Here is a 22,163-nt window from a genome sequence, read left to right as displayed (position 1 = left end):
GTTCTGCTCGACGAAGGAAGGCCGGAGGCGTGAACTGGGGCACTGAACCCAACGCTGCCGAACTGACGGTCGAGCAAGCTTGGTACATCGCGGAAACCATTGGCGCCGGGTCTTTCCCGTGGGTATTGGCGATCACCATGCCCTACACCGACGCCGGGGAACGCGGTGCGTTCATGGCACGCCAGCGCGAGGAACTGACCCGGATGGGAGTTGTCTCGCCGGACGGCACGATCAACGCGTATGTGGCCGAATGGATTCGGGTGGTGTGCTTCCCGGATCGTTGGCTGGATCTGCGTTACGTGGGTTCCCCGTCCGGCGGGGCAGACGAGATGTTGCGCGGCATCGTGGCGCGCCGCGATCCCGGCAGCGCCAAGCCCACTCGGACGGTGGTGGCGCTGCGCAACGCCCAGCTGGTCACCTTCACCGCGATGGACATCGCCGACTCGCGGCTGCTGGTCCCGGTGCTCGGCGCCGGTCTACGGCAGCGCCCGCCGGCCCGATTCGACGAGTTCACCCTGCCCGCCCGGGTCGGGGTACGCGCCGACGAGCGGCTGCGCGCCGGCGCCCCGCTCGCCGAAGTTCTTGATTACCTGGGTATTCCAGCATCAGCGCGACCGGTTGTGGAGTCGGTGTTTGCCGGCCCACGTAGCTACGTCGAGGTTGTCGCGGGCTGCGCCCAGAACGGCCGGCACACCACCACCGAGGTCGGGATGAGCCTGGTCGACACCGAGCAGGGCCGCATCCTGGTCACCCCGTCGCAGGCCTTCGACGGCGAATGGGTGTCAACCTTCCGGCCCGGAACCGACTTCGCGACCGCCGTCGCGATCGAAGAGCTGACCGCCACGCTGCCCGAGGGTCAGTGGTTCCCCGGTCAGCGACTGTCCCGAGATTTCACCACCCAGCTGTCCTAGCAGAGAAAAGAATAGAGAACACCAATGACCGAAGCTCCGGTGCTGACCAGTGCCGCCATGCCGATCGTCCGCATCGCGGTCCTGGCTGACAGGCGGCTGACCGAGATCGCCGTCCCCGCGGAGTTGCCGCTGCGCGAAATCCTGCCGGCGGTGCAACGCCTGGTGGCCCCGGACTCCGGTGACCCGGCTGATTCAGCCGATTCGGGCACCGGTGTGACGACCAGGCTGAGCCTTGCGCCGGTCGGCGGCGCACCGTTCAGCCTGGACGCCAGCCTGGACACCGTCGGGGTGGTGGACGGCGACCTGTTGGCGCTTCGGCCGGTGCCGGTCGGCCCGGCGGCGCCCGGCATCGTCGAGGACATCGCCGATGCCGCGGTCATCTTCTCGGCGTCGCGCCGTAAGCCTTGGGGTGGCAACCACATCCGCCGTGGCGCACTGGCCGCCGGGGCGGCGCTGATCTTCGCGGCCACCGGCCTGGCCACCGCGCATCGGGCGCTCACCGGCGATCCGGCGGGGTTGCTGGCCGCCGCGGCCATTGCGCTGGTGACCGTGCTGGCGGCGCTGCTGTGCCGGACCCGGTCGGCCGAGGCGGCGCTGACACTGTCGATCGCGGCGCTGGTGCCGGTCGCCGCAGCGGGAACCCTGGCGGTACCCGGACTGTTCGGCCCGGCGCACGTGGTGCTGGGCGCCGCGGCGGTCAGCGCGTGGTCGCTGATCTGCCTGATCCTGCCGCCCGGCGGCGGCGGTGAGCGCGGGATCGCCTTCTTCACCGCGGCCGTGGTCGCCGGGGTCGGCGTGCTGGCGGCGGCCGCCGTCAAAACCTTCTGGGAGCTGCCGTTCCTCAGCCTCGGTTGCGGGCTCATCACCGCTTCGCTGCTGCTGACCGTGGCCGCTCCGCAACTCTCGGCGCTGTGGGCGCGGCTGCCGCTGCCGGTGATCCCGGCGCCGGGCGACCCGACCCCGTCGGCGCTGCCGCAGCGCGTGCTCGAGGACCTGCCTCGCCGCGTTCGGGTCACCGACGCCCACCAGACCGGCTTCGTCGCCGGCGCCGTGTTGCTCGCCGTGCTGGGCTCGGTGGCGATCGCCTTTGCACCCGAAGGGCTTTCGGGCTGGGCGTGGTACGTGGTCGCGGGCATCGCGCTGGCATCGGTGCTGCGCGCCCGGGTGTGGGACTCGGCGTGGTGCAAGGCCTGGCTGCTGGCCCAGCCGCACCTGACCGCGGTCGTGCTGCTGGCCTGCTACGCCGCGACCGGCCGGTTCGCGGCCGCCTTCGGCGCGGTGGTGGTGCTGGCCGCCCTGGTGGCGGTGTGGGTGGTGGTCGCGCTGAGCCCCACGATCGCATCGCCGGACAGCTACTCGCTGCCGGTGCGGCGGTTGGTCGGCTTCCTGGCCTCCGGCATCGACGCCACCTTGATTCCCGTCATGGCCTACCTGGTCGGCATTTTCGCCTGGGTCCTGTCTCGATGACCGTTGCCGACACGCACAGCTGGAGCCGAAGGGCGGTCCGGGGGGCCGGTATCACGGCCCTGGCCGCGCTGCTGACCAGCGCGCCGGCGCTGGCGATCACGCCGCCGGCGATCGACCCGACGGTGCCGCCCCCCAGCGGCGCACCCGGCCCCGTCGCGGCGATGGACCAACGCGGCGACTGCGTGAGTTCGGGTGTGCTGCCCGGCAGCGACGTCGGCACGGCGACCGCCGGACAGCGGATGCTCGACCTGCCCGCGGCGTGGCAGTTCTCCCGCGGCGAGGGCCAGACGGTGGCCGTCATCGACACCGGCGTGCGTCCGGGCCCGCGGCTGCCGGCGGTGGACCCGGGCGGCGACTACCTGGGCACGACCGACGGCCTGACCGACTGCGACGGTCACGGAACCCTGGTCGCCGGGATCATCGCCGGCCAGCCCGCGCCGGAGGGCCAGGATGGTTTCACCGGGGTGGCCCCCGCGGCGCGACTGCTGTCGCTGCGTACCGCCTCGGCCTCGGTCACGCCGCGGTCGGCTGGGGACGACCCCCGAACGACCCGGCTGGTCACCGACATCACCGCGCTCTCGCGGGCCATCGTGCACGCCGCCGACCTCGGCGCCCGGGTCATCACCATCTCGACCACCACCTGCCTGCCGGCCGACCGCAACGTCGACCAGACCGCCCTGGGCGCGGCGTTGCGCTACGCCGCGGTGGAGAAGGACGCGCTGATCGTGGCTGCTGCCGGCGACAGCGGGCAGACCGGGTCGATCGGCGGTGGCGGTGAGGCGTGCGAGTCCAATCCGCTCACCGACCTCAGCCGGCCGCACGACCCGCGTAATTGGACGGGTGTCACCTCGCTATCGGTGCCGTCGTGGTGGCAGCCCTACGTGCTGTCGGTGGCGTCGCTGTCCTCGAACGAGCAGCCGTCGAGCTTCACCATGGCCGGACCATGGGTCGGCGTCGCGGCGCCCGGGGAGGGCATCGTCTCGGTCAGCAACCGCGACGACGGCGGTCTGGCCAACGGTCTTCCCGGCAACCAGGGCAGGCTGGTGCCGCTCACCGGAACCGGCTACGCCGCCGGCTACGTCGCAGGCGTGGCCGCGCTGGTCCGCAGCCGCTACCCCGACCTGAACGCCATGCAGGTGGCGCACCGGATCGTCGCCACCGCCCACAACGGCGCCCGCGCGCCGTCGGCTCTGGTGGGTGCCGGGACCGTCGACGCGGTGGCCGCCCTGACGTGGGAACTGACACCGGTCGCGGATCCGGCTTTCTCACCGTCGAAGAAACTGTCCCCCCCGCCGGCCCCGCAACCGGAGGACCCGGCGCCGCGCATCGTCGCCTTCGCCGGAACCGCGCTGCTGGGCGGGCTGGTCGTCGCCGTCGGCGCCGCAGCGGCCGCCCGCCGACGAAAGGAAAACCAGCTGTGAGCCCGTACCGTTCCACCATCCCCCGGCCCGGTCCGGCCAGAATCGCACTGGTTCTGCTCGCCGTCGTGCCGGCACTGCTGGCCTACCCCTGGCCGACCCCCCGGGACCGCTGGGTGCTCGCCGTCGGGGTCGCGGTGGCGATCCTGCTGCTGAGTTGGTGGCACGGCCTGCACCTGACCACGATCGTCCGCCGGCGGCTGGCCATGTTGCGTTCGAGCCGAGGCGCACACACCGACCGGCGAGCGGTCTCGGGGGCGCGGGCGACGTCGGCGCTGCGGATCACGGCCGCGGCCGCCGGGGACACGTTGCCGCTCTCGGTGATCGCCGGCTACGTGAACCGGTACGGTCTGCAGGCTGACGCCGTGCGCATCACCAGCCGTGGCACCCGGCCGGAAGGTGGTGCCGATGAAACCGACACCTGGATCGGTCTGACCTTCTCGGCCGCACCGAATCTGGCTGCACTGCAGGCCCGCTCGCCGGCGATCCCGTTGCAGCGCACCGCTGACATCGCGGTGCGTCGGCTCGCCGACCATCTCCGTGAGATCGGTTGGGACTCCACGCTTGTCGCCGCCGACGAGATCCCTCCGCTGATCGACTCGGGCGCGCGGGAGACGTGGCGGTCGGTGGTTGACGGCTCAGGTGATCACGTTGCCGCCTACCAGGTCGCCATCGACGCGGCACTGGGGGACACGCTGAGCCGGATCCGGGCCTCGAACGCCGGGGAGACCTGGACGGTACTGGAATTCGCCGACGACGGTGGCCGGCGGACCGTCGCGGCCGCGTGCGCGCTGCGTACCGGTTCGGCGCCCGGCGGCGCGGCCCCGCTGGCCGGCCTGGTTTCCGAGCAGGGCAAGCACCGCAGCGCGCTGCTGGGCCTGCATCCGCTGTCCGGGAGCCGGCTCGACGGCGGTGCGGTGTTGTCGGACGCCGAGCTCGCCGGACTGCGGTGGCCCGTCGCGGCGCCGGACGTGGCGGCGCGCTAGCGGCGATCGCACACGCGACGGAGCCGGGCGCAGCGGGTCGCCGCCAACGGGTCAGCGGGTCGCCGCCATCAGGCCATCGACATCAGAACATGTATTCGCGCAGGAATGCGGTCATCCGGCGCAGGTAGGTCGGCTGGCTGACGTGCAGCACGTGGTTCCCCGGGAACCAGTGCAGCGCACATCGATCCCAGTGCCGCCAGAGCATCTCCGACTGCTCGGGCGGTGCCAACCGGTCACCCAGACCGGTGATGATCAGCCGGCGGTCCTTGGCCACCAGCGGCGGGTAGTTCAGCGGCGAATGGTACGCCGTCGCGTCGGTGAATGCGCCGTGGTCGACCCGGCCCAGCAGTTGACCGGCCCGCACCACCTTGTTGGCCGGGAACCAGTCGCGGATCTCCGAATCGACCGAGACCACTGGAACATTCGGGATCACCGCCTGCAGCCGGGGCTCGACCGCGGCGAGCAGTGCGCTGGTGTAACCGCCCAATGACAGGCCGGTCAACGCGATGCGGTCGACGCCGGTGAACTCCAGATAGTCGACCACCGAGCGGAAGTCGTGGACGGCTTGGGCTATCGCCTCGGCGAAACCCGCCATGCCGTGCGAGAAGATGCCGTATCCGCTGAAGGGCGAGTACTTCTCGGCGCGCCGACCGTGGAACGGCAGGGTGAACAACACGACGTCGTAGCCGGATCGGTAGAACCAGGGCAGTGAGAAGAACAGGCCGTTGAACAGATACGCCGATCCCATGAATCCGTGGATGACGCACAGGGTCGGCCGCGGCCCGTCATCGTGACGCCAGTGCTGAAACCGCGCGATGTTGTTCGGGCCCAGGCTGTTCCAAGAATCCCGCATGGCGGGGTTGACGGCTTCGAAGCCGCTGTGGAACGACACGTTCTCCACCGTGCCGCGCGCCACCCGCTCGGCGAGCGGGTTGGCCCGCCGCGAGCAGATCCGTGGCAGTACCGTCGGCGCCGGAAAGGAGCGGGCCGGGTCGCGTTCGGCGGCCAATTCGGCGTAGAACGCCAGGCGTTCCCGTTCCCGCCGCGACTGTTCGCGCCCGATCGCGGTGGTCAGCACCGACGGAATCATCGATGCCGCAACCATGGATGCGACCGCGGTGCGCAGGCCGATATCGGCGAACGCCGAAGCGTCGACGATCAGCTTGTCGCGCAACGACAACTCGCCGCGCTCGGGCAGGCCCCGCGGGCCCGCGTCAGCGCCCGGCACATCGGGGACCAGGATGGGCGCGGTGAGCGGGGTGGCGTCAGTGGTCACGGTCGCCAGCCTTTCTGTCAAGCGGATGGTAGCGCGATCTCGAACAATCGGGCGGCATTGTCGTGGAGCACGCCCCGCAGCCAGCCGTCGTCGATGCCGGGAACTGCGGTGACGGCGGTCAGTGCGTCGCGGTACCGGTACGGGATGTTCGGAAAGTCGCTGCCGAACACGATCCGCTCACCGGCGTCACGCAGTCGCGCCTGCTCGCCGGCCGGAAAGGGCATCAGTTCGTCGACGAACGCGGTGAACGCCATGGTGGTGTCCAGGTGCACAGCGGCCGAATCCAGGCAGAGGTCCAGGAATTCACCGTATTCGGGCATACCCATGTGCGCGACGATCAGCGGCAGCCGCGGGTGACGGCGCAGCAGTCGCCGAACCGGTTCGGGTCCGGTGAACCGCCCGGGTTGTGGTCCGGAGCCGCAGTGGATCACGACCGGGATGCCGGAATCGGAGATCGTCCCCCAAACGTCGTCGAGTAGCGGATCGTTGGGGTCGTAGTCGCCGACCTGGATGTGTGCCTTGAACAGCCGGGTGCCGGCGTGGATGGCGGCACCGACGTAGTCGGCCGCCCCCGGCTCGGGGTAGAACGTCGCCGTGGACAGACAATCCGGTGTCTCGCGGGCGAATTCGGCCGACCACTGGTTCAGCCACGCCGCCATCTGCGGCTTGTGCGGATAGACCAGCGAGGTGAATCGGCGCACCCCGAAGGACCGCAGTGTCTCGACGCGGTGGGCCTCGTCGGTGCGGTAGGTGATGGGCCAGCTGCGTCCCACCATCGGGCCTGCCGAGTCGAAATAATTCCATACCTTGTCCATTACCGGTTTCGGCATGAAATGGGTATGCACGTCGATGATTCCCGGCAGCCCGAGCCCGGACCAGATCCGCTGGACCGCGGCCGCTTCATTGTCGGTCATGGTTGCTCCCAGCTGTTCTCGGAGACGAACTCGCTCAACGGTTTCCGGTAGGCCCAGTCGTCCAGTTCCAGCGCCGGGCGATCCGGAAACTCCGGAACCGGGCCCAGGCACAGGATCGCGACCGGCTCGGCGTCGGCGGGCATACCCAGCAGTTGCGCCAGCGGCAGCGGTTCGAACAGCGAGACCCATCCCATGCCCAGGCCCTCGGCGCGGGCCGCCAGCCACAGGTTCTGGATGGCGCACGACACCGATGCCAGGTCCATCTGCGGCAGCGTGCGGCGGCCGAAGATGTGGGCCTGTCTGCCCTCGCGCAGCGCCACCACCAGCAGTTCGGCGCAGTCGCGGATGCCTTCCACCTTGAGTGCCAGGAACTCCTGTTCGCGCCGCCCCAGCGCGCGAGCGGTGCGGTGACGTTCGTCGTCGACCAGTGTGTGGATACGTTGCCGCAGGGTGTCGTCGGTGATCCGGACGAACCGCCACGGCTGCATGAGCCCCACACTGGGCGCGGCGTGCGCCGCTGCCAGCAGCCGGGCCAGCACGTTCGGGTCGACGGTGCGGTCGGGGAGGAAGCGGCGCATGTCGCGCCGCTCCGCGATCACCCGGTAGACGGCTTGGCGCTCCTGCGCGGTGAAGGACGGATCAGCCACGCGATCATGGTAGGAGTCAGAAGAAGGGATGCCCGCGATGAAACGTTCGGAACTGCTGGATCAGCTGTCCACCGGCTCCACCGGTGCGCTGGTCTACGGCGAACCGCACCAGACCCCCGACGGCGCGACGGTCATCACCGCCACCCGCATTCAGGCCGGCGGCGACGGTTCGGCGGTGACCGCCACGCCGCTGGGCGTCATGGTGATCCGCGGTGACAAAGCCAAGTGGGTAGCCGCCGTCAACGCCGACCGGATCGCCTTGCTAGGAGTGCTCACCGGCCTGGTGTCGGCGGTGATCGCATCGCTGGCGGTGCTGCGCCGCCCGCCCTGGCCGGACCTGCGCAGCGTCGGCGTGCGGCGCGATCCGACATCGTGACGCCGTCGGCGGCGCGCGCCTCCGCATGGGTCTCGGTCGTTGTCGCGGCGGCGGTCTGTGCCCTGATGCTGGTGGGTTACCGGCAGGGCTGGGGCTGGCTGGCCACCGTCGATGCCGCGGCGCTCCATGCCAGTTACGACATCGGGGTCAAACACCCGGAGTGGGTGCGGTTCTGGGACGGGCTGTCCACCGTCTTCGCACCGGCGGTGTTCCGGGTGCTGGCCATGGTGGCGGTGGTGGTCACGTTGCTGCGGCGCCGGTTGCGGCCGGCACTGTTCCTGTTGCTGACGGTGGAGTTGAGCGGGCTGCGGACCGCCGTGGCCAAGGCCTCGGTCGACCGGCCCCGCCCGGTGACCGCGTTGGCGACGGCATCGTCGTCGTCGTTTCCGTCCGGGCACGCGCTGGGGGTGATGGTCGCGGTGGGTGCACTGCTGGTGCTGCTGTTGCCGGTGCTGCGGGGCAACGCCCGGGTGGCGGCTGTCGGCGGCGGTGCGCTGGTGGTGGCCGCAGTCGGCATCGCCCGGGTGGCGCTGGGCGTGCACCATCCCTCCGACGTGCTGGCCGGCTGGGCGCTGGGCTGGGCGTATCTGACGGCCTGGGTGCTGTTACTCAAACCATGGCAGGCTTGAGGAGATGACCAGCTATGACGCCGACCCGGTGGGGACACTGGTGTGCTCGCGTAAAGGCTGCAGCGCCGCCGCGACGTTCGGCATGCTGTGGAACAACCCGAAGCTGCACACCCCCGAACGTCGCAAGGTGTGGCTGACCTGTCCCGAGCATCGGGAGTATTTCCGCGGCTATCTGTCCTCGCGCGGTCTGCTCAAGGACGAGGCGCCGGTCGAAGACCTACCGCGCCGTGCCGAACCGTGACCCGGCGCGCCGGGACCGGTGTTTGACCCTCCCGCGGCACCCGCCGATGATGAGCCAATGCGCCGACTGCTGAGCGTATTCTGCGCTGCCCTGTGCACCGCCGGCACGGCGCTGGTGGCGGCGCCCGGCGCCCAGGCCGATGTCGCGCCGTGGTTTGCGCGGTCGGTGGGGAACGCGGCCCAGGTGATCTCGGTGGTCGGGGTCGGCGGTTCCGACGCCAAGATGGACGTCTACCAGCGCAGCGCGACGGGGTGGCAACCGGTGGCGGCCGGCATACCCGCCCACGTCGGGTCGGCCGGGATGGCGCAGCGGGCCAAGAGCGGCTACCCCGCCACCCCGATGGGCGTGTTCACGCTGCCGTATGCGTTCGGCACCGCACCGAATCCCGGTGGCGGACTGCAGTATGTCCAGGTCGGTCCGGACCACTGGTGGGACGGTGACGACCACAGCCCGACTTTCAACACCATGCAGGTCTGCAAGAAGCAACAGTGCCCGTTCGACACCGGCGAGAGTGAGAACCTCCAGATTCCGCAGTACAAGCATGCGGTGGTGATGGGCGTCAACACCGCCCGCACCCCTGGTGACGGCGCAGCATTCTTCTTTCACACCACCGACGGTGGCCCGACTGCGGGTTGCGTGGCCATCGACGACGCCAAGCTGGTGCAGATCATCCAGTGGCTGCGCCCCGGGGCGGTCATGGCCATCGCGCAATAGCGCGCCGGTGACGGTCCTTAAGCGTCAGTGCAGTAGCTGGCCCGAGCGATACCGACGAATTGCGACGCCTTGGTCAGGGTCAGGCTCGGATTGGCGTTCTTGACGCCCTTGGCCGCCTGATTGACGCTGTGTCCCTCGGCGATGTACCGGCATACCGCCTGACCGCCGGCCACCGCGTCGGCCGGGTTCGGGTAGGAGATGCCCATCTGGTCGAGTGCGCCGAGGAAACCGGCGTCGCCGGGTTCGGCGGCGGCCGGGGCGGCGAGGCCCATCAGACCTGCCATCGCGAATACCGCCACCGTGGTTTTGCGAGCCCTCATCATGTCCTCCGTCGGCCGGTTAGTCAGTTGGGGCAGTACGAAGTTCGCGCGGCTATCACGAATCGCGCGGCGTTTTTCACCGACAAGCCGCGGTTGGAGATCCGCAGTGCGCGCGCGGCGCCGTCCGTCTGGTGACCGGCGTGCAGGTAGTCACAGACCTCGCGGCCGACGGCCACCGCCTCCTGCGGGTCGGTGTATTCGATGCCCGCCTGGTCGATCGCGCTGAGGAATGCGACATCGGGATCGCTGTCGGCGTGTGCCGGCGCGCCGAACCCGACCAGCGCGGCGGCGCTGATCGCGGTCAGAATCCATCGTGCGTGTTTCACAGTGTTGAAAGCATCGCGGCACGGGATTAATCACCGCCTGCCATGACGTGAATAGCGAGTGAACACCAATCGTCTGATCTGCGTCGGCGCCACCTCGGCGGCGACCGGTCGGCCGGCGCGCCGCAGATTTCATCGACGCGCCACTGTGCTGACCACCTGGCTGTAACCCCCAGTTCACTTCGGCGGCGTTTCCTCATCGCCGGATGACTTCCCGGAGAACTACAGACGAACTGTGGGTTAGCTGCTAGGGGGCTGTGATGTACCTGGACTACAGTGTTCTGCCGCCGGAGATCAACTCCGGTCGCATCTACGCAGGGCCCGGGTCCGGATCATTGCTGACCGCCGCGGCGGAGTGGGAGCAATTGGCCGCCGAACTGCACACCGCCGCAGCCGGATACGACTCGGTGACGTCGGGGTTGGCCGCCGGCCCGTGGACCGGCCCGGCCGCGACCGCGATGGCTGCTGCGGCCCAGCCATACGCGACGTGGCTGCGCGGCACCGGCGCGCAGGCGGAACAGACGGCCCGACAGGCCGCGGCCGCCGCACAGGCGTATGCGACGGCGCTCGCGGCAGTGGTGCCCCCGGCGGTGATCGCGGCCAACCGTGTCCTGCTCAATGAACTGGTCGCCACCAACTTCTTCGGGCAGAACTCCCCGGCGATTGGTGAGGCAGAACGCCAATACGCCGAGATGTGGGCCCAGGACGCCGCCGCGATGTACCGCTACGCGAGTTCCTCGGCGGCCGCGTCGACGCTGACCGCATTCGGTCAGCCGCCACCGACGACCAACGCCTCCGGGCAGGCCGCTCAGTCCGCGGCGGTGACCCAGGCCGGCGCCACGGCCGCCGGTAGCGGCGCCACCGACGGGGTGTCGGGTCTGCTCACCTCGGTGACGTCGATCATCGGACAGTTCTCGCCGTTCACCGGGCTGGCAACGCAGGGCATGAGCGCCACCATGACGGGTTGGTCGGGCACCGCGAACATGCTCAGCAATATCAACAACGGCATCGGCCTGGCCGCCTTCACAGCCGAGAACCCGGGCGGCTTGGGCGAAATCCTCAACCCGCCGATGATCGGGCCGGCCGGTCTGGGTCTGGGCGGGCTGGGCCTGGGCGGTGGCGGTTTGGGTGGTGGCGGCGGCTTGGGTGCCGGGCTGTCGGCGAGTGCGGGCAGCGCGTTGCGGATCGGGGGATTGTCGGTGCCGCACGGCTGGGCGATGCCGGCCACGCCGGCTTCAGCCGTCGGCCCGGCCGCGGCGGCCCTGCCGCCCCCGGGGGTGCCGGCGGCCGTTGCCGGCGGCCTGCCCGGAACGGCATTCGGCGAGACCATGCTCGGCACGCTCGCGGGTCGCGGCCTGGGCGCGGCGACGTCTCGCGCCGTTTCGAATCGACGCACGGTCGTGCCCCGACCGCCGGCCGCGGGCTGAGTGGGAGCCGGCATGGATTTCGCGCTGCTCCCCCCGGAGGTGAATTCCGGGCGGATGTACACCGGCCCCGGTGCGGCGCCGATGCTCGCGGCGGCCTCGGCCTGGGATGCCCTTGCCGCCGACCTGGAGTTGGCTGCCGTCGGGTATGCGGAGGTGATCGCCAGCCTGACCGGCCACGAATGGTCCGGGCCGGCATCGGCGGCGATGGTCAAGGCGGCGATGCCCTACGTGGCGTGGCTGCAGGCGAGCTCCGTCAAGGCCGAGCAGACCGCCATCCAGGCCAAGACTGTGGTGGCGGCCTACGAGGCCGCGTTTGCCGCGACCGTGCCGCCGGGCGAGGTGGCCGCCAATCGGGCGTTGCTCGCGGCGCTGGTCGCCACCAACTTCCTGGGCCAGAACACTCCGGCCATCGCCGCGACCGAGGCGCACTACGGCGAGATGTGGGCGCAGGACGCCGTCGCGATGTACGGGTATGCAGCCGTTGCTACGCCGGCCAGCGCCCTGCCGGCCGTGGACCAGCCGCCGCGCACCACCAACCCGGCCGGTCCGGGCGTCCAGTCAGCTGCGGCCTCACATGCGGCCGGGACCAGTGTTCAGGCACACCTCAACGGCGCGATACACGGCGTGCTGCAACAGCTGTCGACATCGACCGGGACGTCGGGTACGTCGTCGGAGTCGCTGGCCGACCTGCTGAATCCGCTGACGCCCTATACCAGCGTCGCCGCCAGCGGGATCAGCTTCGACTCCAGCATGTACACCGTGGTGTCGAACGGCGCCGGCTGGGGACGGCTGCTGTTCGTGCGCGGTGGCGTCGAGGGTGCGTTGACCTTCGAAGGGCTGGGCCCGCGCGGTGTGCTGTCGTCGTCGACCACGCCGGCCGTCGGTGCCGGCATGGGCCGGGCGGTCCCGGTCGGGCGACTGTCGGTACCGCCGAGATGGGCCAGCGCGGCACCGCAACTGCGGCCGACCGCGTTCACCCTGGCCGCTGCCGAGACCCGATTGCCGGCCGTGAGCGCTTTGCCGCCGGGCACGGCGTTCCAAGAGGCGCTGATGGGAACGACAGCCGGCCAGGGCGCAATGACCGACACCAGCGGTGCTCGCGGCCAGAAGACGGGCAAGAAGAACGAAGAGCAGGACGGCCAGCCGGTCACCACGCTGACCAACGGCAACGGCTGGTTGGCGTCATCCTGGGCCTATCACAACCGACCGCGGGAGGGCCAGCCGCTGCCGACCCATTGGCGCACCGGGCCTTCGGACCAGTCCGCGTAGTTATCGGCGCTCGCGTTCCAAGTAGTGGCTGACCATCTCGATCAGCGCCCGCCGTTCGGTTTGCCAGTCGAATTCGCCGCCGACGATCATCTGTGCCAACACGATTCCCCGCAGCGACGCCCAGATCACCTCGACCACACCGGAATCCGCCGGGTCATCAGAGACCAGCACGCCCAGCCGGTTGATCGCTTCGTTCATCTGCAGCAGGTGCTCGCGGGACTGCTCACCGAGGCTGCCGCGGGTGGCTCGCAGGATCTCGAACGCCGCCAGTGAGGTCGGGCTGGCGTAGCAGCGCCACGCGGTGTCCACGACGGCCTCGATGCGCTGCCGCAGCTCCAGTCCGCCGACGTCGACCGCCGACAGGCTCGTCAGCAACCGGGCGACACCGTCGTCGACCACGGCCATCAGCAGCCCGTTGCGGTCGCCGAAGTGGTACTGGATGACGCCCCAGGTCACCCCGGCCCGTTCGGCGACGTGCTTGGCGGTGGCCGCGCCGAAGCCCTCGTCGGTGATGCAGCGCACCGTCTCCTCGATGATGCGGGCACGAGTGTCGTCGCCCCGCTTGCGGGGCGCGGTGGTTCGCCGGGTCGGACCGGGAGACGCGGCAGTACCAGCGGAAATACCCATTGTTGACTTTATAACATAGTCCGATCTATTTTTTCTTCTGTGACCGAATCCAGGTATGCGTCGCTGTCGCGCGACGAGTTGGCCGTGCTGGTACCCGAACTGTTGCTGATCGGGCACATGATCGACCGCTCCGGGATGGCCTGGTGCATCCAGGAGTTCGGCCGCGAGGAGATGCTGCAGATCGCTATCGAGGAGTGGGCGGGCTCGAGCCCGGTCTACACCCAGCGCATGCAGCGGGCGCTGGGCTACGTCGGCGACGATGTGCCCACCATCTTCAAGGGCCTGCAGTTCGACATCGGCTCACCGCCGCAGTTCATGGACTTCCGCTTCACCGTCCACGACCGCTGGAATGGCGAATTCGAGTTGGCCAGCTGCGGCGCGTTGCTCGACGTCGAGCCGATGGGCGAGGACTACGTCTTCGGCATGTGCCACACCATCGAGGACCCGACGTTCGACGCCACCGCGGTGGCCACCAACGTCAAGGCGCAGTGCCGCCCGGTGCACCGGCCGCCCCGCACCCCGGCCGACCGGCAGCCGCACTGCTGCTGGACCGTCATCATCGATGAGTCCTATCCGGACGCCCAGCCGATCCCCGCGTTGGCGGTGATCAGCGAAACCAACGCCGCCACTTGGCAACTCGGTGAGATCGATCCGGCCGATGAGGGACTGTCGGACTACACTGGGCCGCTGCTGTCCGATGTCGACTTCACCGCGTTCTCCCACTCGGCACTGGTCCGGATGGCCGACGAGGTGTGTCTGCAGATGCACCTGCTGTACCTGTCGTTCGCGCTGGCGGTGCGCGCGCGGGCCGACACCGACGAGCTGGCGGTCTCGGTGGGCCGCCGTCAGCTGACCGGGCTGGCCGGGCTGGGCGCGATGCGCATCAAGAACGCCATGCGGCTCTCCGACGACATCGCCGGGGCGCTGCGCACCTTCGAGTTGCACCCGTTGCTCAATCCGGCCGGCTACGTGCGCGCCGAGATCGCTGAGGACCGGATCGCGGTGCATCGCTCAGCTGCGCACGACGACGGTGCCTGGATTTCGCTGTGTTCGCCGGCCGCGGTCAACCCGTTGCAGGCCATCGCGACCGCGGTCAACCCGCTGCTGCGGGTCAGCGTCGAAGGGTCCGACGACGAGTGGACGGCACAACTGACCGAAACCGACACCGAGGCCAAGGAATTGCCCGAGGTGATGGTGACCAAGGTCAGCGGCGGTGCGACCTTCCAGTTCCGCACCCGAAAGTCGTTGCCGCTAACGGTTGTATAACCCTATGGTCTCGACGGTGGCGGCTCACCTCGCCGTGCCCCTAACGTGGTCACGACCCTAGCCGCTGTCGATCCAAGGTAGTCAGCATATGTACGACCCGCAGGCCGACGATGTCACCCGGGAAGCGGACGCAATCGGTGCGACCCAGCTGGCGCCGACGGTGACGTCAGGCCCCGGTTCCGGTGTCGTGGACGCCTACGCCTGGTCGCAGGAGGACGGCAGTGCCGGCGCCGAACCGGTGCCCTACGTCGAGGACCCTTATGACCCGGCGCCCGGCACCGGGCGTCGTCCGGCCGCATCGGTCCCCCCGCCGGTTGCTGGCCGTCGCCACCCGGCGCGGTGGCCGCGGTATGCGCTCGGTGTCGGCATCCTGGTGGCGCTGATCGCGATCGCCGGCGCGCTTTACAGCCTGGCGGGCAGCTCGGAGACCGAGGCGCCGGTGCAGCCGGAGACCAGCGCCGTGGTGGTGGTGCCGGTCCCGTCGTCCAGCGCGTTACCGCCACCGCCGCCCAGCACGCCCGTACCGGCACCGCCGCCGGTGGCCACCACACCGGCACCGCCGCCGACTACCACCGCCCCACCGAGCACCACCACCACGGCGCCCCCCACCACCACGACTCCGCCGCCGAGCACCACCGCGCCCACCACGACGACGGCACCCCCGACCACGACGGCACCCCCGACCACGACCGCACCACCGAGCACCACCGTGCCGCCGAGCAGCACGGTGCCGCCGACCACGACCGTGCCGATGACGACCGAGTACCTGCGAATCCCCTTGGTGCCGATACCGATACCGATCACCGTTCCGGAGAACTAAGCCCGCCCGCGGATCAGCGGAACCAACACCGAGGCGGAGAACGCCGTGATCTCGTCGTGGCTGTGCAAGTGCGGCGGCCCGCCCGGTGTCAGCAGCAGCGACTGGGTCAGCCGGGCCAGCACCGCTGACAGCGAAGCGATCTCGCTTGCGTCGGTCGAGCCGCCGGAGCGCTCCCGCACCAACCGGATGCGCTCGGCGAGGAACGCCGAGGCCAGCTCGACCACGTCACCGGCTCCGATCGTCAGCGCTCGGAGCGTCTCGTCGCGGTCCACCTCGAGCAGCTGGTGCAGTAATCGGTTGTCGCGCAACGTGACCAGGGTGGTGGTGCAGAACCGCACGATGTAGTCGTCGATCTCGGCGTCGGCCGGATGGTCGGCCAACATGCCGGTGCCGGAGTCGATCTGCGTCAGCACCCGCCCGGCCTCATACAGGAACGCCGCCGCGACGATATCGCTCTTGGCGCCCAGTCGCCGGTAGAGCGTGGCCCGGTTGATCCCGGCGCGGCGGGCGATGTCGTCGGTACTGGTCCGCCGGACCCCGGTCAGGGCGAACTGTTCCAGCGCGGCCCGCAGGATGGGGGCATCGGCGTCGGACTCGTCTGGCGTCCCGAGCAGCGCAAACAACGGATTGGCGGCCATCGGGGTCGAATCTACCGCCGCCAACATTGCCAACCACTCGAAACGATGCAACAATTATTGTTGAATCGTTGCATAGTGGAGAGGATGCGGCCATGGCTATCCGGCACTCCCAGCCACCGGTCGACCGGGGTCTGAACCTGGCGGACTACGTCGGTGAGGGTTTTCTGTTCCTCGGCGCGGGCGTGACGGTGCTGCTGCAGCTGGCCGAGCCCGGCGTCGGGCACGGCGTCGCCGATCACTCCACGGTGCTGTCCCGGCCGCTGGACCGGCTGCGCACCACCATGACCTACATCTACGTCACCACCCTGGGCACCGAGGAGGAGCGGCGCGCCGTGGCCAAGATGGTCAACCAGGCGCACGTGCCGGTGAAGTCGAAGCCGGACGGCCCGGTGCCCTACAACGGCTTCGACCCCGAGCTGCAGCTGTGGGTGGCGGCCACGCTCTATAAGAACGGCCAAGACCTCTACGAGCGCTTCCTGGGCCCGATGGACGACGCCACGGCCGAACGGCTGTATCAGCAGTCAGCGGTCTACGGCACCACGCTGCAGGTCAAGCCGGAGATGTGGCCGCCGACCCGCGCCGAGTTCGAGCAGTACTGGCAGCGCAAGCTCGACGAGCTGACCATCGACGACCATGTTCGGGCGTTCTGCCACGAGCTGTTCCGCGGCGGCGACTCGCCGCTGCTGATCCGGGTCGGTATGCCGTTGAACCGGTGGATCACCCGAGGCCTGCTGCCGCCGCAACTCCGCGAGCAACTGCACTGGACCTGGAGCCCGCGCGATCAGCAGCTGTTCGACGCGCTGATGGCGGTGCTGCCGCCGGTGTACCGGCTGGTGCCGCGGCCGATCCGCTGGTTGCCGTCGCGCTACTACCTGTGGGCGATGCGCCGCCGGCTGAGCAGCGGGCGGCGGCTGATCGACGAGCGCGACCGGGTCGACGCCGCCTGACACTGGCCGGATCCCGCCCGCCGCGGGCACACTGGGGTGTGACACGGGCCGGAAGGGGTTGGCGATGAGCAACGACGGTGCATTCGGATTCGATTCCGAGGACCTGGACCGGATGATGCGCGAGGCCGGCGAGGGGCTGCGCGCCGCATTCGACCGGTTCTCCGGCGCGCTCGGCACGGGCAACCGGGCGGGCTGGGGCGGGATTCTCGCCGATCTGGCCCAGGCGGCGCGGTCCGGGCCGCCGACCGCCGGCGAGACCGGCGACGGCGTATGGGCCATCTACACCGTCGGCGACGACGGCGCGGCCCGGGTCGAGCAGGTCTACGCCACCGAGATCGACGCGCTGCGGGCCAGCCAACGCAACCCCGATCCCAAGCGAAAAGTACGGTTTTTGCCCTATGGAATTGCGGTCGGTGTGCTCGATGACAGTGCCGACCAAAGCGAGTGACGTAGCCCACCGACAGGCGGGGCACGCCTGGTTTGAGACGGTTCCGGCGTGGGTTACATTGCCACCGTGCCTGAGATGAGCCGCCGCCAAGTCATGTTGATGCTGGGTGCCGGGGCGCTCGCCGCCACCGCCCCGAACCCGCTGGCCAGAGCCGTTCCGGCGCCTCCCGGGGCGCCCGGCGACCCGACGCAGCCACCGGCCGCCCCGGCCGATCCGGCGGCGCCCGCCGCGGGAGCCAAGCCCGGCGGCTTCATCTGGCACGACGAGTTCGACGGCCCGGCCGGTTCCGCGCCCGACCGATCGAAGTGGACGATCTCCAACCACCGCACCCCGATCCGCCGCCCGGTCGGCTGGGACCGGCCGGAGTACTTCTACCAGTACCGCGACAGCCGCCAGAACGTCTTCCTCGACGGCAAGTCCAACCTGGTCATCCGTGCCACCCAGGAGGGCAACACCTACTTCGGGGGGCTGGTGCACGGTAATTGGCGTGGCGGTATCGGAACCACCTGGGAAGCCCGGATCAAGCTGAACTGCCAGACCGCGGGCTGCTGGCCCGCGTGGTGGTTGTCCAACGACGACCCGGGCCGCGAAGGCGAGATCGACGTGATGGAGTGGTACGGCAACGGCGAGTGGCCGTCCGGCACCACCGTGCACGCCAACCCCTATGGCACCGCGTTCGAAACCTTCGCGTTCCCGGTCGACGGCAACTGGCACACCTGGCGCGTCACCTGGAACGCCAGCGGCATGTACTTCTGGCAGGACTACGTCGAGGGGATGGAGCCCTACTTTTCCGTCCCGGCCGTGGGCATCGAAGACATCGAGGAACCGGTCCGCGTCTGGCCCTTCAATGATCCGGGCTACACCGTGTTCCCGATCCTGAACCTCGCGGTCGGCGGTTCCGGGGGCGGGGACGCGCGGCAGGGGTCCTACCCGGCGGACATGCTGATCGACTGGGTGCGCGTCTTCTAGCCGGCGTTCTGCCGTGCCGCCGACACCGATCGATGGCACCATTCGAAGATGCCCGAGATCAATCGACGCAGCCTGATGCTGACCACCGGGATCGGGATGCTGGCCACCGCGATGCGCATCCCGGAGGCGTGGGCGCGGCCGTCGCCGGTGGGCCCGCTGCCCGCCGCGCCGGCCCAGACCTACCTGTTCAGTGACGAGTTCGACGGCCCCGCCGGCTCCGCCCCGGATTCGGCGAAGTGGATCGTGGCGCGAGCCCGCGAATCCATGAAGGACCCGACCTTCTGGGAGCGGCCCGAAAACGTCGGGCAGTACCGCGACGATCGCCGCAATGTGTTCCTCGACGGCAAGTCCAACCTGGTGCTGCGGGCCGCCAAAGACGGCAACACCTACTACAGCGGCAAGGTCCAGAGCCGGTGGACCGGCGGTATCGGCCACACCTGGGAAGCCCGCATCAAGCTCAACTGCCTGACGCCCGGCGCCTGGCCCGCCTGGTGGATGGGCAACGAGGATCGCGGCGAGATCGACGTACTGGAGTGGTACGGCAACGGCAACTGGCCCTCGGCGACCACCGTCCACACCAAAGCCAACGGGGCCGAATGGGCCACCCAGCAGATCGCGCTGGACAGCGCCTGGCACACCTGGCGGTGCCGATGGGACGACGACGGCATCCGGTTCTGGCGCGACTACGTCGACGGCGCCGCGCCCTACTTCACGGTCCCGGCGAACTCCATCGCCGACTGGCCCTTCAATGATCCCGGCTACCAGGTGTTCACGGTGCTGAATCTGGCCGTCGCGGGTTCGGGCGGCGGCGACCCCGGCCCGGGCAACTACCCGGCGGAGATGCTGGTCGACTGGATACGGGTGTTCTAAGCGGCGGTGTGCTGGTCGAGCCAGGCCACACCGTCTTGCGCCGCCCGGAACAGCGCGCCGCGCTCGCCGAAATATCCGGCGATCGCCCCGATCCCGGGCAGCAGACTGAGCCGCTGGTAGAGCTTCTTCGGGTGCGGGCGCTTGGCCGCTTCCTCGAAGGTCGCCCGCAGGATCCCGGCCAGCTGCCAGACGGTCCGGGTGATCACCACCGGGGTCGACGAGGTGACGGTCTGCAGCGGCCGCCAGCCCGGCGGCGGTGTTTCGGGGAGCGGCTCGGGATCGGGCGGCGGCGGCACGTCGAGGTCGTCGGGAAGATCCCGCCGGCACAGCACCGCCGCGAGCAGCCGCACCTGCTCGCGCCGGTCGGTGACGCCGTACTCGCGGGCCAGCGCGCACAGCACGATGGCGTGATTGACGAATCCGGCCAACTCGCCGACCGGCACCACCCGTGCCAGCCACCCGAAGACGCGCGGCGAGGCCACCACCACGGTGTTCAGTGCGCCGACCCGGTGCACCCACCAGTGCACGCGCTCATCGCGGCTCATCCGTTCCCAGGCGGCGGTGCCCGGCAGGTCGGCGGCGTTCATCAATCGCGCGCCGGCGTTGAGGGCACGGTCGGCGTTGCTGGGCTTGCGGCCGGCCTCGCGGCGGCGGCGCTTCAGCCGCCGCCGGCGAATCCGGTCGGCCAGCCCGCGCGGCGGGCTGAGCAACCGGCGCGTGCGCTTGCGCAGCCCGATCGGATCGGACTGCGCGAGCAGGTCGAGCAGCGGGTTGATGACGGCCACCGCGCGACCGAGGGCGTCGGCGACCTCGGCATCGGTGAGGGTGGCGTGCGGCTTCGGGAAGAGACCCATACCGGTGATTGTCGTCTGGTCAGCCGGCCCCGGGGAAGGTCGGGGGCAGCAGTCCGTGCAGCGCGACCACGGCCAGTCGGCGGGCGTGTTCCTCGGTGAGCGGGCAGTGACCGGTCATGCGCCGAAAGATCAGCGGCCCGAACAGCACATCGATGACATCGTCGACCGCGATGTCGGCGTGCACGTCGCCGCGCGCGACGCCTCGCTGCCACAGCTCGGTGATCGCCGCGCGTCGAGCCTTCAGGAAGTACTCGCGGAAATACGCTGTGCCCGCCGCATCCTCGACGCAGGCGGCGAGCAGCTGTGCGAACACCTCGCCCCGGGTGCTGGCATAGAACGCCGAAACCCGCACCATCTGCTGCGCGAGGTCACCGCCGGTGCTGCCGGTGTCCGGCAGCGGCAGAGCCTGGGCCATGAGCAGCCCGAAAGCCTCGGCTGCCACCGCAGTCCGGGAGGGCCAGTGCTTATAGATCGTGGCCTTGCTGGCTCCGGACCGGGCCGCGATGGCATCAACGGTGGCGACGGCGTAACCGCCCTCATCGAGCAGTTCGGCCGTCGCGTCCAAGATGGCCTGGTGGATGCGGTCGCTGCGGGCGCCGGTGGGCCGGGCGAAGCGGTACTCGCCGGACGCACCGCCGGTGTCAGGCGACAACGTCGAAATCGGTCGATTCCGAGACGCTGCGCCACTGGGCCAATTCAGCTTGCACGTGGGCGATCTTGGCCTCCACCGCCGCGATGGTGTCGTTGCCCAGCTGCAGACGCACCGGAGGCCGCTCGGATTCGACCACGTCGATGATGGCCGCAGCCGCCTTGACCGGGTCGCCGGGTTGGTCGTGGTTGCGTTCGCCGGCGGTGACGCGCATCTTGCCGGCGGGGCCGTCGGCGTAGTCGTCGATGAGGTTCTGCTGGATCTGCAGGCTGGACGAGTCGAGGAAGTCGGTGCGGAAATAGCCGGGCTCCACGACCATCGCGTGCACGCCGAGCGGTTGCAGTTCGGCATGCAGCGCCTCGGAGATCGCTTCGACGGCGAACTTGGTCGACGCGTAGACGCCCCAGCCCGGGGAGCTGACGAAGCCGCCGATCGAAGAGATGTTGACGATCGTGCCGGAACGCTGCGCCCGCAGCACCGGCGTGACCGCGCGGGTGACGGTCAGCAGGCCGAACACATTGGTCTCGTAGACGGCACGGACCTCAGCATCGGTGGCCTCCTCGACCGCCCCGAGCAGCCCCCGGCCGGCGTTGTTGATCAGCACATCGATGCGCCCGAAGCGCTCCATGGCCGCCGCCACGGCCTGGCGGGCTTGCGCCTCATCGGTGACGTCCAGCGCCACGGCCAGCAGATTGTCGTGGGGGCCGAGTGCCTCGGTGACGGCGGCCGCTTGGCGCGCGGTCGCGACGACCTGATGGCCGCGGTCGAGTAGATCGCGGGCGATCTGCAAGCCGAACCCCCGGGAAGCTCCGGTGATGAACCAAACGCCCATGTCAGCATCCTTTCTAGAACTAAACTGTACGGCTAGTTTAGTTCTGCGCCCAAGGTGGGCGCAAGGGCTGATTTTCCAGCCACCCGAAGGCCGCTTTAGCTCCACGGCGATCCGCGGTCGAGGCGCGTGAAGGCGAGTGCCGCCGAGGTCGCGTTTCCGAACCCTTGAGATTCCGGCCGTATGAAGCGGCCGTCTGCCCGCCGCAACTGCGGTCCGTCGACCTGCCCAAACGTGGAGCCGATGACGGTGTGTGGTTCCAGGACATAGGAATGGCGTGTCTCAGGACATCGGAATAGGTTCAGGCCGCACCGTCAGCGGGTGTCGA

The 22,163-nt window shown here is 69.8% G+C and carries 26 protein-coding genes; 15 read left to right on the top strand and 11 right to left on the bottom strand.

The genetic code is table 11. From position 1 onward, the window contains the following. Nucleotides 1–29 precede the first annotated feature (29 nt). From ACAG20_RS07230 to eccE, 4 genes are read left to right on the top strand one after another with little or no spacing between them, the layout of a single operon-like run. Entirely contained in the window at nucleotides 30–911 is an 882-nt protein-coding gene (locus ACAG20_RS07230) for an ESX secretion-associated protein EspG (protein WP_112689610.1), read from the top strand. A 24-nt stretch (nucleotides 912–935) separates the two neighbouring features. After that, the gene (gene eccD, locus ACAG20_RS07225; RefSeq protein WP_370492106.1) at nucleotides 936–2,378 is read left to right on the top strand and encodes a type VII secretion integral membrane protein EccD; all 1,443 of its coding nucleotides are present in this window, start codon (nucleotides 936–938) and stop codon (nucleotides 2,376–2,378) included. Then, entirely contained in the window at nucleotides 2,375–3,799 is a 1,425-nt protein-coding gene (gene mycP / locus ACAG20_RS07220; protein WP_370492105.1) for a type VII secretion-associated serine protease mycosin, read from the top strand. Before eccD ends, mycP begins: the two co-directional genes overlap by 4 nt. Then, nucleotides 3,796–4,782 carry a type VII secretion protein EccE gene (eccE, locus tag ACAG20_RS07215; protein WP_370492104.1) on the top strand — a complete coding sequence of 329 codons (987 nt, stop codon included), beginning with the start codon at nucleotides 3,796–3,798 and terminating at the stop codon, nucleotides 4,780–4,782. The genes mycP and eccE overlap by 4 nt, the downstream gene beginning before the upstream one ends. An 82-nt stretch (nucleotides 4,783–4,864) precedes the next feature. On the opposite strand, the gene ACAG20_RS07210 is transcribed toward eccE, so the two are convergent. From ACAG20_RS07210 to bluB, 3 genes are read right to left on the bottom strand one after another with little or no spacing between them, the layout of a single operon-like run. Beyond that, nucleotides 4,865–6,058: an alpha/beta hydrolase family protein gene (locus tag ACAG20_RS07210; RefSeq protein WP_370492103.1), complete on the bottom strand. Its 1,194-nt coding sequence runs from the start codon at nucleotides 6,056–6,058 to the stop codon at nucleotides 4,865–4,867. 17 nt (nucleotides 6,059–6,075) lie between these two features. After that, nucleotides 6,076–6,972 (bottom strand): amidohydrolase family protein, encoded by an 897-nt coding sequence (locus ACAG20_RS07205; protein WP_370492102.1) that lies wholly within the window; start codon nucleotides 6,970–6,972, stop codon nucleotides 6,076–6,078. Beyond that, the gene (bluB, locus tag ACAG20_RS07200; RefSeq protein WP_112688952.1) at nucleotides 6,969–7,619 is read right to left on the bottom strand and encodes a 5,6-dimethylbenzimidazole synthase; all 651 of its coding nucleotides are present in this window, start codon (nucleotides 7,617–7,619) and stop codon (nucleotides 6,969–6,971) included. Before bluB ends, ACAG20_RS07205 begins: the two co-directional genes overlap by 4 nt. 37 nt (nucleotides 7,620–7,656) lie before the next feature. Here bluB and ACAG20_RS07195 point away from each other — a divergent pair, with 37 nt between their 5' ends. The 4 genes from ACAG20_RS07195 to ACAG20_RS07180 are packed head-to-tail and all read left to right on the top strand — an operon-like array spanning nucleotide 7,657 to nucleotide 9,579. After that, nucleotides 7,657–7,995: a hypothetical protein gene (locus ACAG20_RS07195; protein ID WP_370492101.1), complete on the top strand. Its 339-nt coding sequence runs from the start codon at nucleotides 7,657–7,659 to the stop codon at nucleotides 7,993–7,995. Next, nucleotides 7,992–8,624 carry a phosphatase PAP2 family protein gene (locus tag ACAG20_RS07190; RefSeq protein ID WP_370492100.1) on the top strand — a complete coding sequence of 211 codons (633 nt, stop codon included), beginning with the start codon at nucleotides 7,992–7,994 and terminating at the stop codon, nucleotides 8,622–8,624. Before ACAG20_RS07195 ends, ACAG20_RS07190 begins: the two co-directional genes overlap by 4 nt. A gap of 4 nt (nucleotides 8,625–8,628) precedes the next feature. Further along, the gene (locus ACAG20_RS07185; RefSeq protein ID WP_112688954.1) at nucleotides 8,629–8,865 is read left to right on the top strand and encodes a hypothetical protein; all 237 of its coding nucleotides are present in this window, start codon (nucleotides 8,629–8,631) and stop codon (nucleotides 8,863–8,865) included. A gap of 57 nt (nucleotides 8,866–8,922) precedes the next feature. Beyond that, nucleotides 8,923–9,579 carry a L,D-transpeptidase gene (locus tag ACAG20_RS07180; RefSeq protein WP_112688956.1) on the top strand — a complete coding sequence of 219 codons (657 nt, stop codon included), beginning with the start codon at nucleotides 8,923–8,925 and terminating at the stop codon, nucleotides 9,577–9,579. A 17-nt stretch (nucleotides 9,580–9,596) separates the two neighbouring features. Here the strand turns inward: ACAG20_RS07180 and ACAG20_RS07175 are convergent, their stop codons facing one another. After that, entirely contained in the window at nucleotides 9,597–9,899 is a 303-nt protein-coding gene (locus tag ACAG20_RS07175; protein WP_165825106.1) for a DUF732 domain-containing protein, read from the bottom strand. Nucleotides 9,900–9,922: 23 nt separating this feature from the next. Beyond that, a complete protein-coding gene (locus tag ACAG20_RS07170) occupies nucleotides 9,923–10,225 on the bottom strand; it encodes a DUF732 domain-containing protein (RefSeq protein ID WP_112688960.1) in 303 nt (100 codons plus the stop codon). 257 nt (nucleotides 10,226–10,482) lie between these two features. Here ACAG20_RS07170 and ACAG20_RS07165 point away from each other — a divergent pair, with 257 nt between their 5' ends. Both ACAG20_RS07165 and ACAG20_RS07160 read left to right on the top strand, forming a co-directional pair. Continuing rightward, the gene (locus ACAG20_RS07165) at nucleotides 10,483–11,649 is read left to right on the top strand and encodes a PPE family protein (RefSeq protein WP_370492098.1); all 1,167 of its coding nucleotides are present in this window, start codon (nucleotides 10,483–10,485) and stop codon (nucleotides 11,647–11,649) included. Nucleotides 11,650–11,661: 12 nt separating this feature from the next. After that, entirely contained in the window at nucleotides 11,662–12,918 is a 1,257-nt protein-coding gene (locus ACAG20_RS07160) for a PPE family protein (RefSeq protein WP_370492097.1), read from the top strand. On the opposite strand, the gene ACAG20_RS07155 is transcribed toward ACAG20_RS07160, so the two are convergent. Next, nucleotides 12,919–13,545: a TetR/AcrR family transcriptional regulator gene (locus ACAG20_RS07155; protein WP_370492096.1), complete on the bottom strand. Its 627-nt coding sequence runs from the start codon at nucleotides 13,543–13,545 to the stop codon at nucleotides 12,919–12,921. A gap of 39 nt (nucleotides 13,546–13,584) precedes the next feature. Between ACAG20_RS07155 and ACAG20_RS07150 the strand changes: the two genes are divergently transcribed. Then, entirely contained in the window at nucleotides 13,585–14,811 is a 1,227-nt protein-coding gene (locus ACAG20_RS07150) for a hypothetical protein (RefSeq protein WP_370492095.1), read from the top strand. A gap of 402 nt (nucleotides 14,812–15,213) precedes the next feature. Here ACAG20_RS07150 and ACAG20_RS07145 read toward each other — a convergent pair whose 3' ends face one another. After that, nucleotides 15,214–15,615, bottom strand: coding sequence for a hypothetical protein (locus ACAG20_RS07145; protein WP_370492094.1), 402 nt, complete (start codon nucleotides 15,613–15,615; stop codon nucleotides 15,214–15,216). Between the two features lie 12 nt (nucleotides 15,616–15,627). Continuing rightward, nucleotides 15,628–16,269 carry a helix-turn-helix domain-containing protein gene (locus ACAG20_RS07140; protein ID WP_370492093.1) on the bottom strand — a complete coding sequence of 214 codons (642 nt, stop codon included), beginning with the start codon at nucleotides 16,267–16,269 and terminating at the stop codon, nucleotides 15,628–15,630. Between the two features lie 92 nt (nucleotides 16,270–16,361). Here ACAG20_RS07140 and ACAG20_RS07135 point away from each other — a divergent pair, with 92 nt between their 5' ends. From ACAG20_RS07135 to ACAG20_RS07120, 4 genes are all read left to right on the top strand, one after another. Beyond that, nucleotides 16,362–17,216 (top strand): oxygenase MpaB family protein, encoded by an 855-nt coding sequence (locus tag ACAG20_RS07135; RefSeq protein ID WP_370492092.1) that lies wholly within the window; start codon nucleotides 16,362–16,364, stop codon nucleotides 17,214–17,216. A 64-nt stretch (nucleotides 17,217–17,280) separates the two neighbouring features. Next, the gene (locus tag ACAG20_RS07130; RefSeq protein WP_370492091.1) at nucleotides 17,281–17,664 is read left to right on the top strand and encodes a hypothetical protein; all 384 of its coding nucleotides are present in this window, start codon (nucleotides 17,281–17,283) and stop codon (nucleotides 17,662–17,664) included. 75 nt (nucleotides 17,665–17,739) lie between these two features. After that, nucleotides 17,740–18,633, top strand: coding sequence for a family 16 glycosylhydrolase (locus tag ACAG20_RS07125; protein ID WP_370492089.1), 894 nt, complete (start codon nucleotides 17,740–17,742; stop codon nucleotides 18,631–18,633). Nucleotides 18,634–18,681: 48 nt separating this feature from the next. Next, the gene (locus tag ACAG20_RS07120) at nucleotides 18,682–19,503 is read left to right on the top strand and encodes a family 16 glycosylhydrolase (RefSeq protein WP_370492088.1); all 822 of its coding nucleotides are present in this window, start codon (nucleotides 18,682–18,684) and stop codon (nucleotides 19,501–19,503) included. On the opposite strand, the gene ACAG20_RS07115 is transcribed toward ACAG20_RS07120, so the two are convergent. From ACAG20_RS07115 to ACAG20_RS07105, 3 genes are read right to left on the bottom strand one after another with little or no spacing between them, the layout of a single operon-like run. Then, nucleotides 19,500–20,357: a hypothetical protein gene (locus ACAG20_RS07115; RefSeq protein ID WP_370492087.1), complete on the bottom strand. Its 858-nt coding sequence runs from the start codon at nucleotides 20,355–20,357 to the stop codon at nucleotides 19,500–19,502. The two genes, ACAG20_RS07120 and ACAG20_RS07115, sit on opposite strands and share 4 nt — an antisense overlap. A gap of 19 nt (nucleotides 20,358–20,376) precedes the next feature. Further along, nucleotides 20,377–21,009 (bottom strand): TetR/AcrR family transcriptional regulator, encoded by a 633-nt coding sequence (locus ACAG20_RS07110; protein ID WP_370492086.1) that lies wholly within the window; start codon nucleotides 21,007–21,009, stop codon nucleotides 20,377–20,379. Beyond that, nucleotides 20,999–21,838: an oxidoreductase gene (locus ACAG20_RS07105; protein WP_370492085.1), complete on the bottom strand. Its 840-nt coding sequence runs from the start codon at nucleotides 21,836–21,838 to the stop codon at nucleotides 20,999–21,001. Before ACAG20_RS07105 ends, ACAG20_RS07110 begins: the two co-directional genes overlap by 11 nt. Nucleotides 21,839–22,163: the final 325 nt, after the last annotated feature.

The sequence above is a fragment of the Mycobacterium sp. pW045 genome, from assembly GCF_041287085.1.
Classification (GTDB): domain Bacteria; phylum Actinomycetota; class Actinomycetes; order Mycobacteriales; family Mycobacteriaceae; genus Mycobacterium; species Mycobacterium algericum_A.
This window is presented reverse-complemented; position numbering and strand designations above follow the sequence as displayed.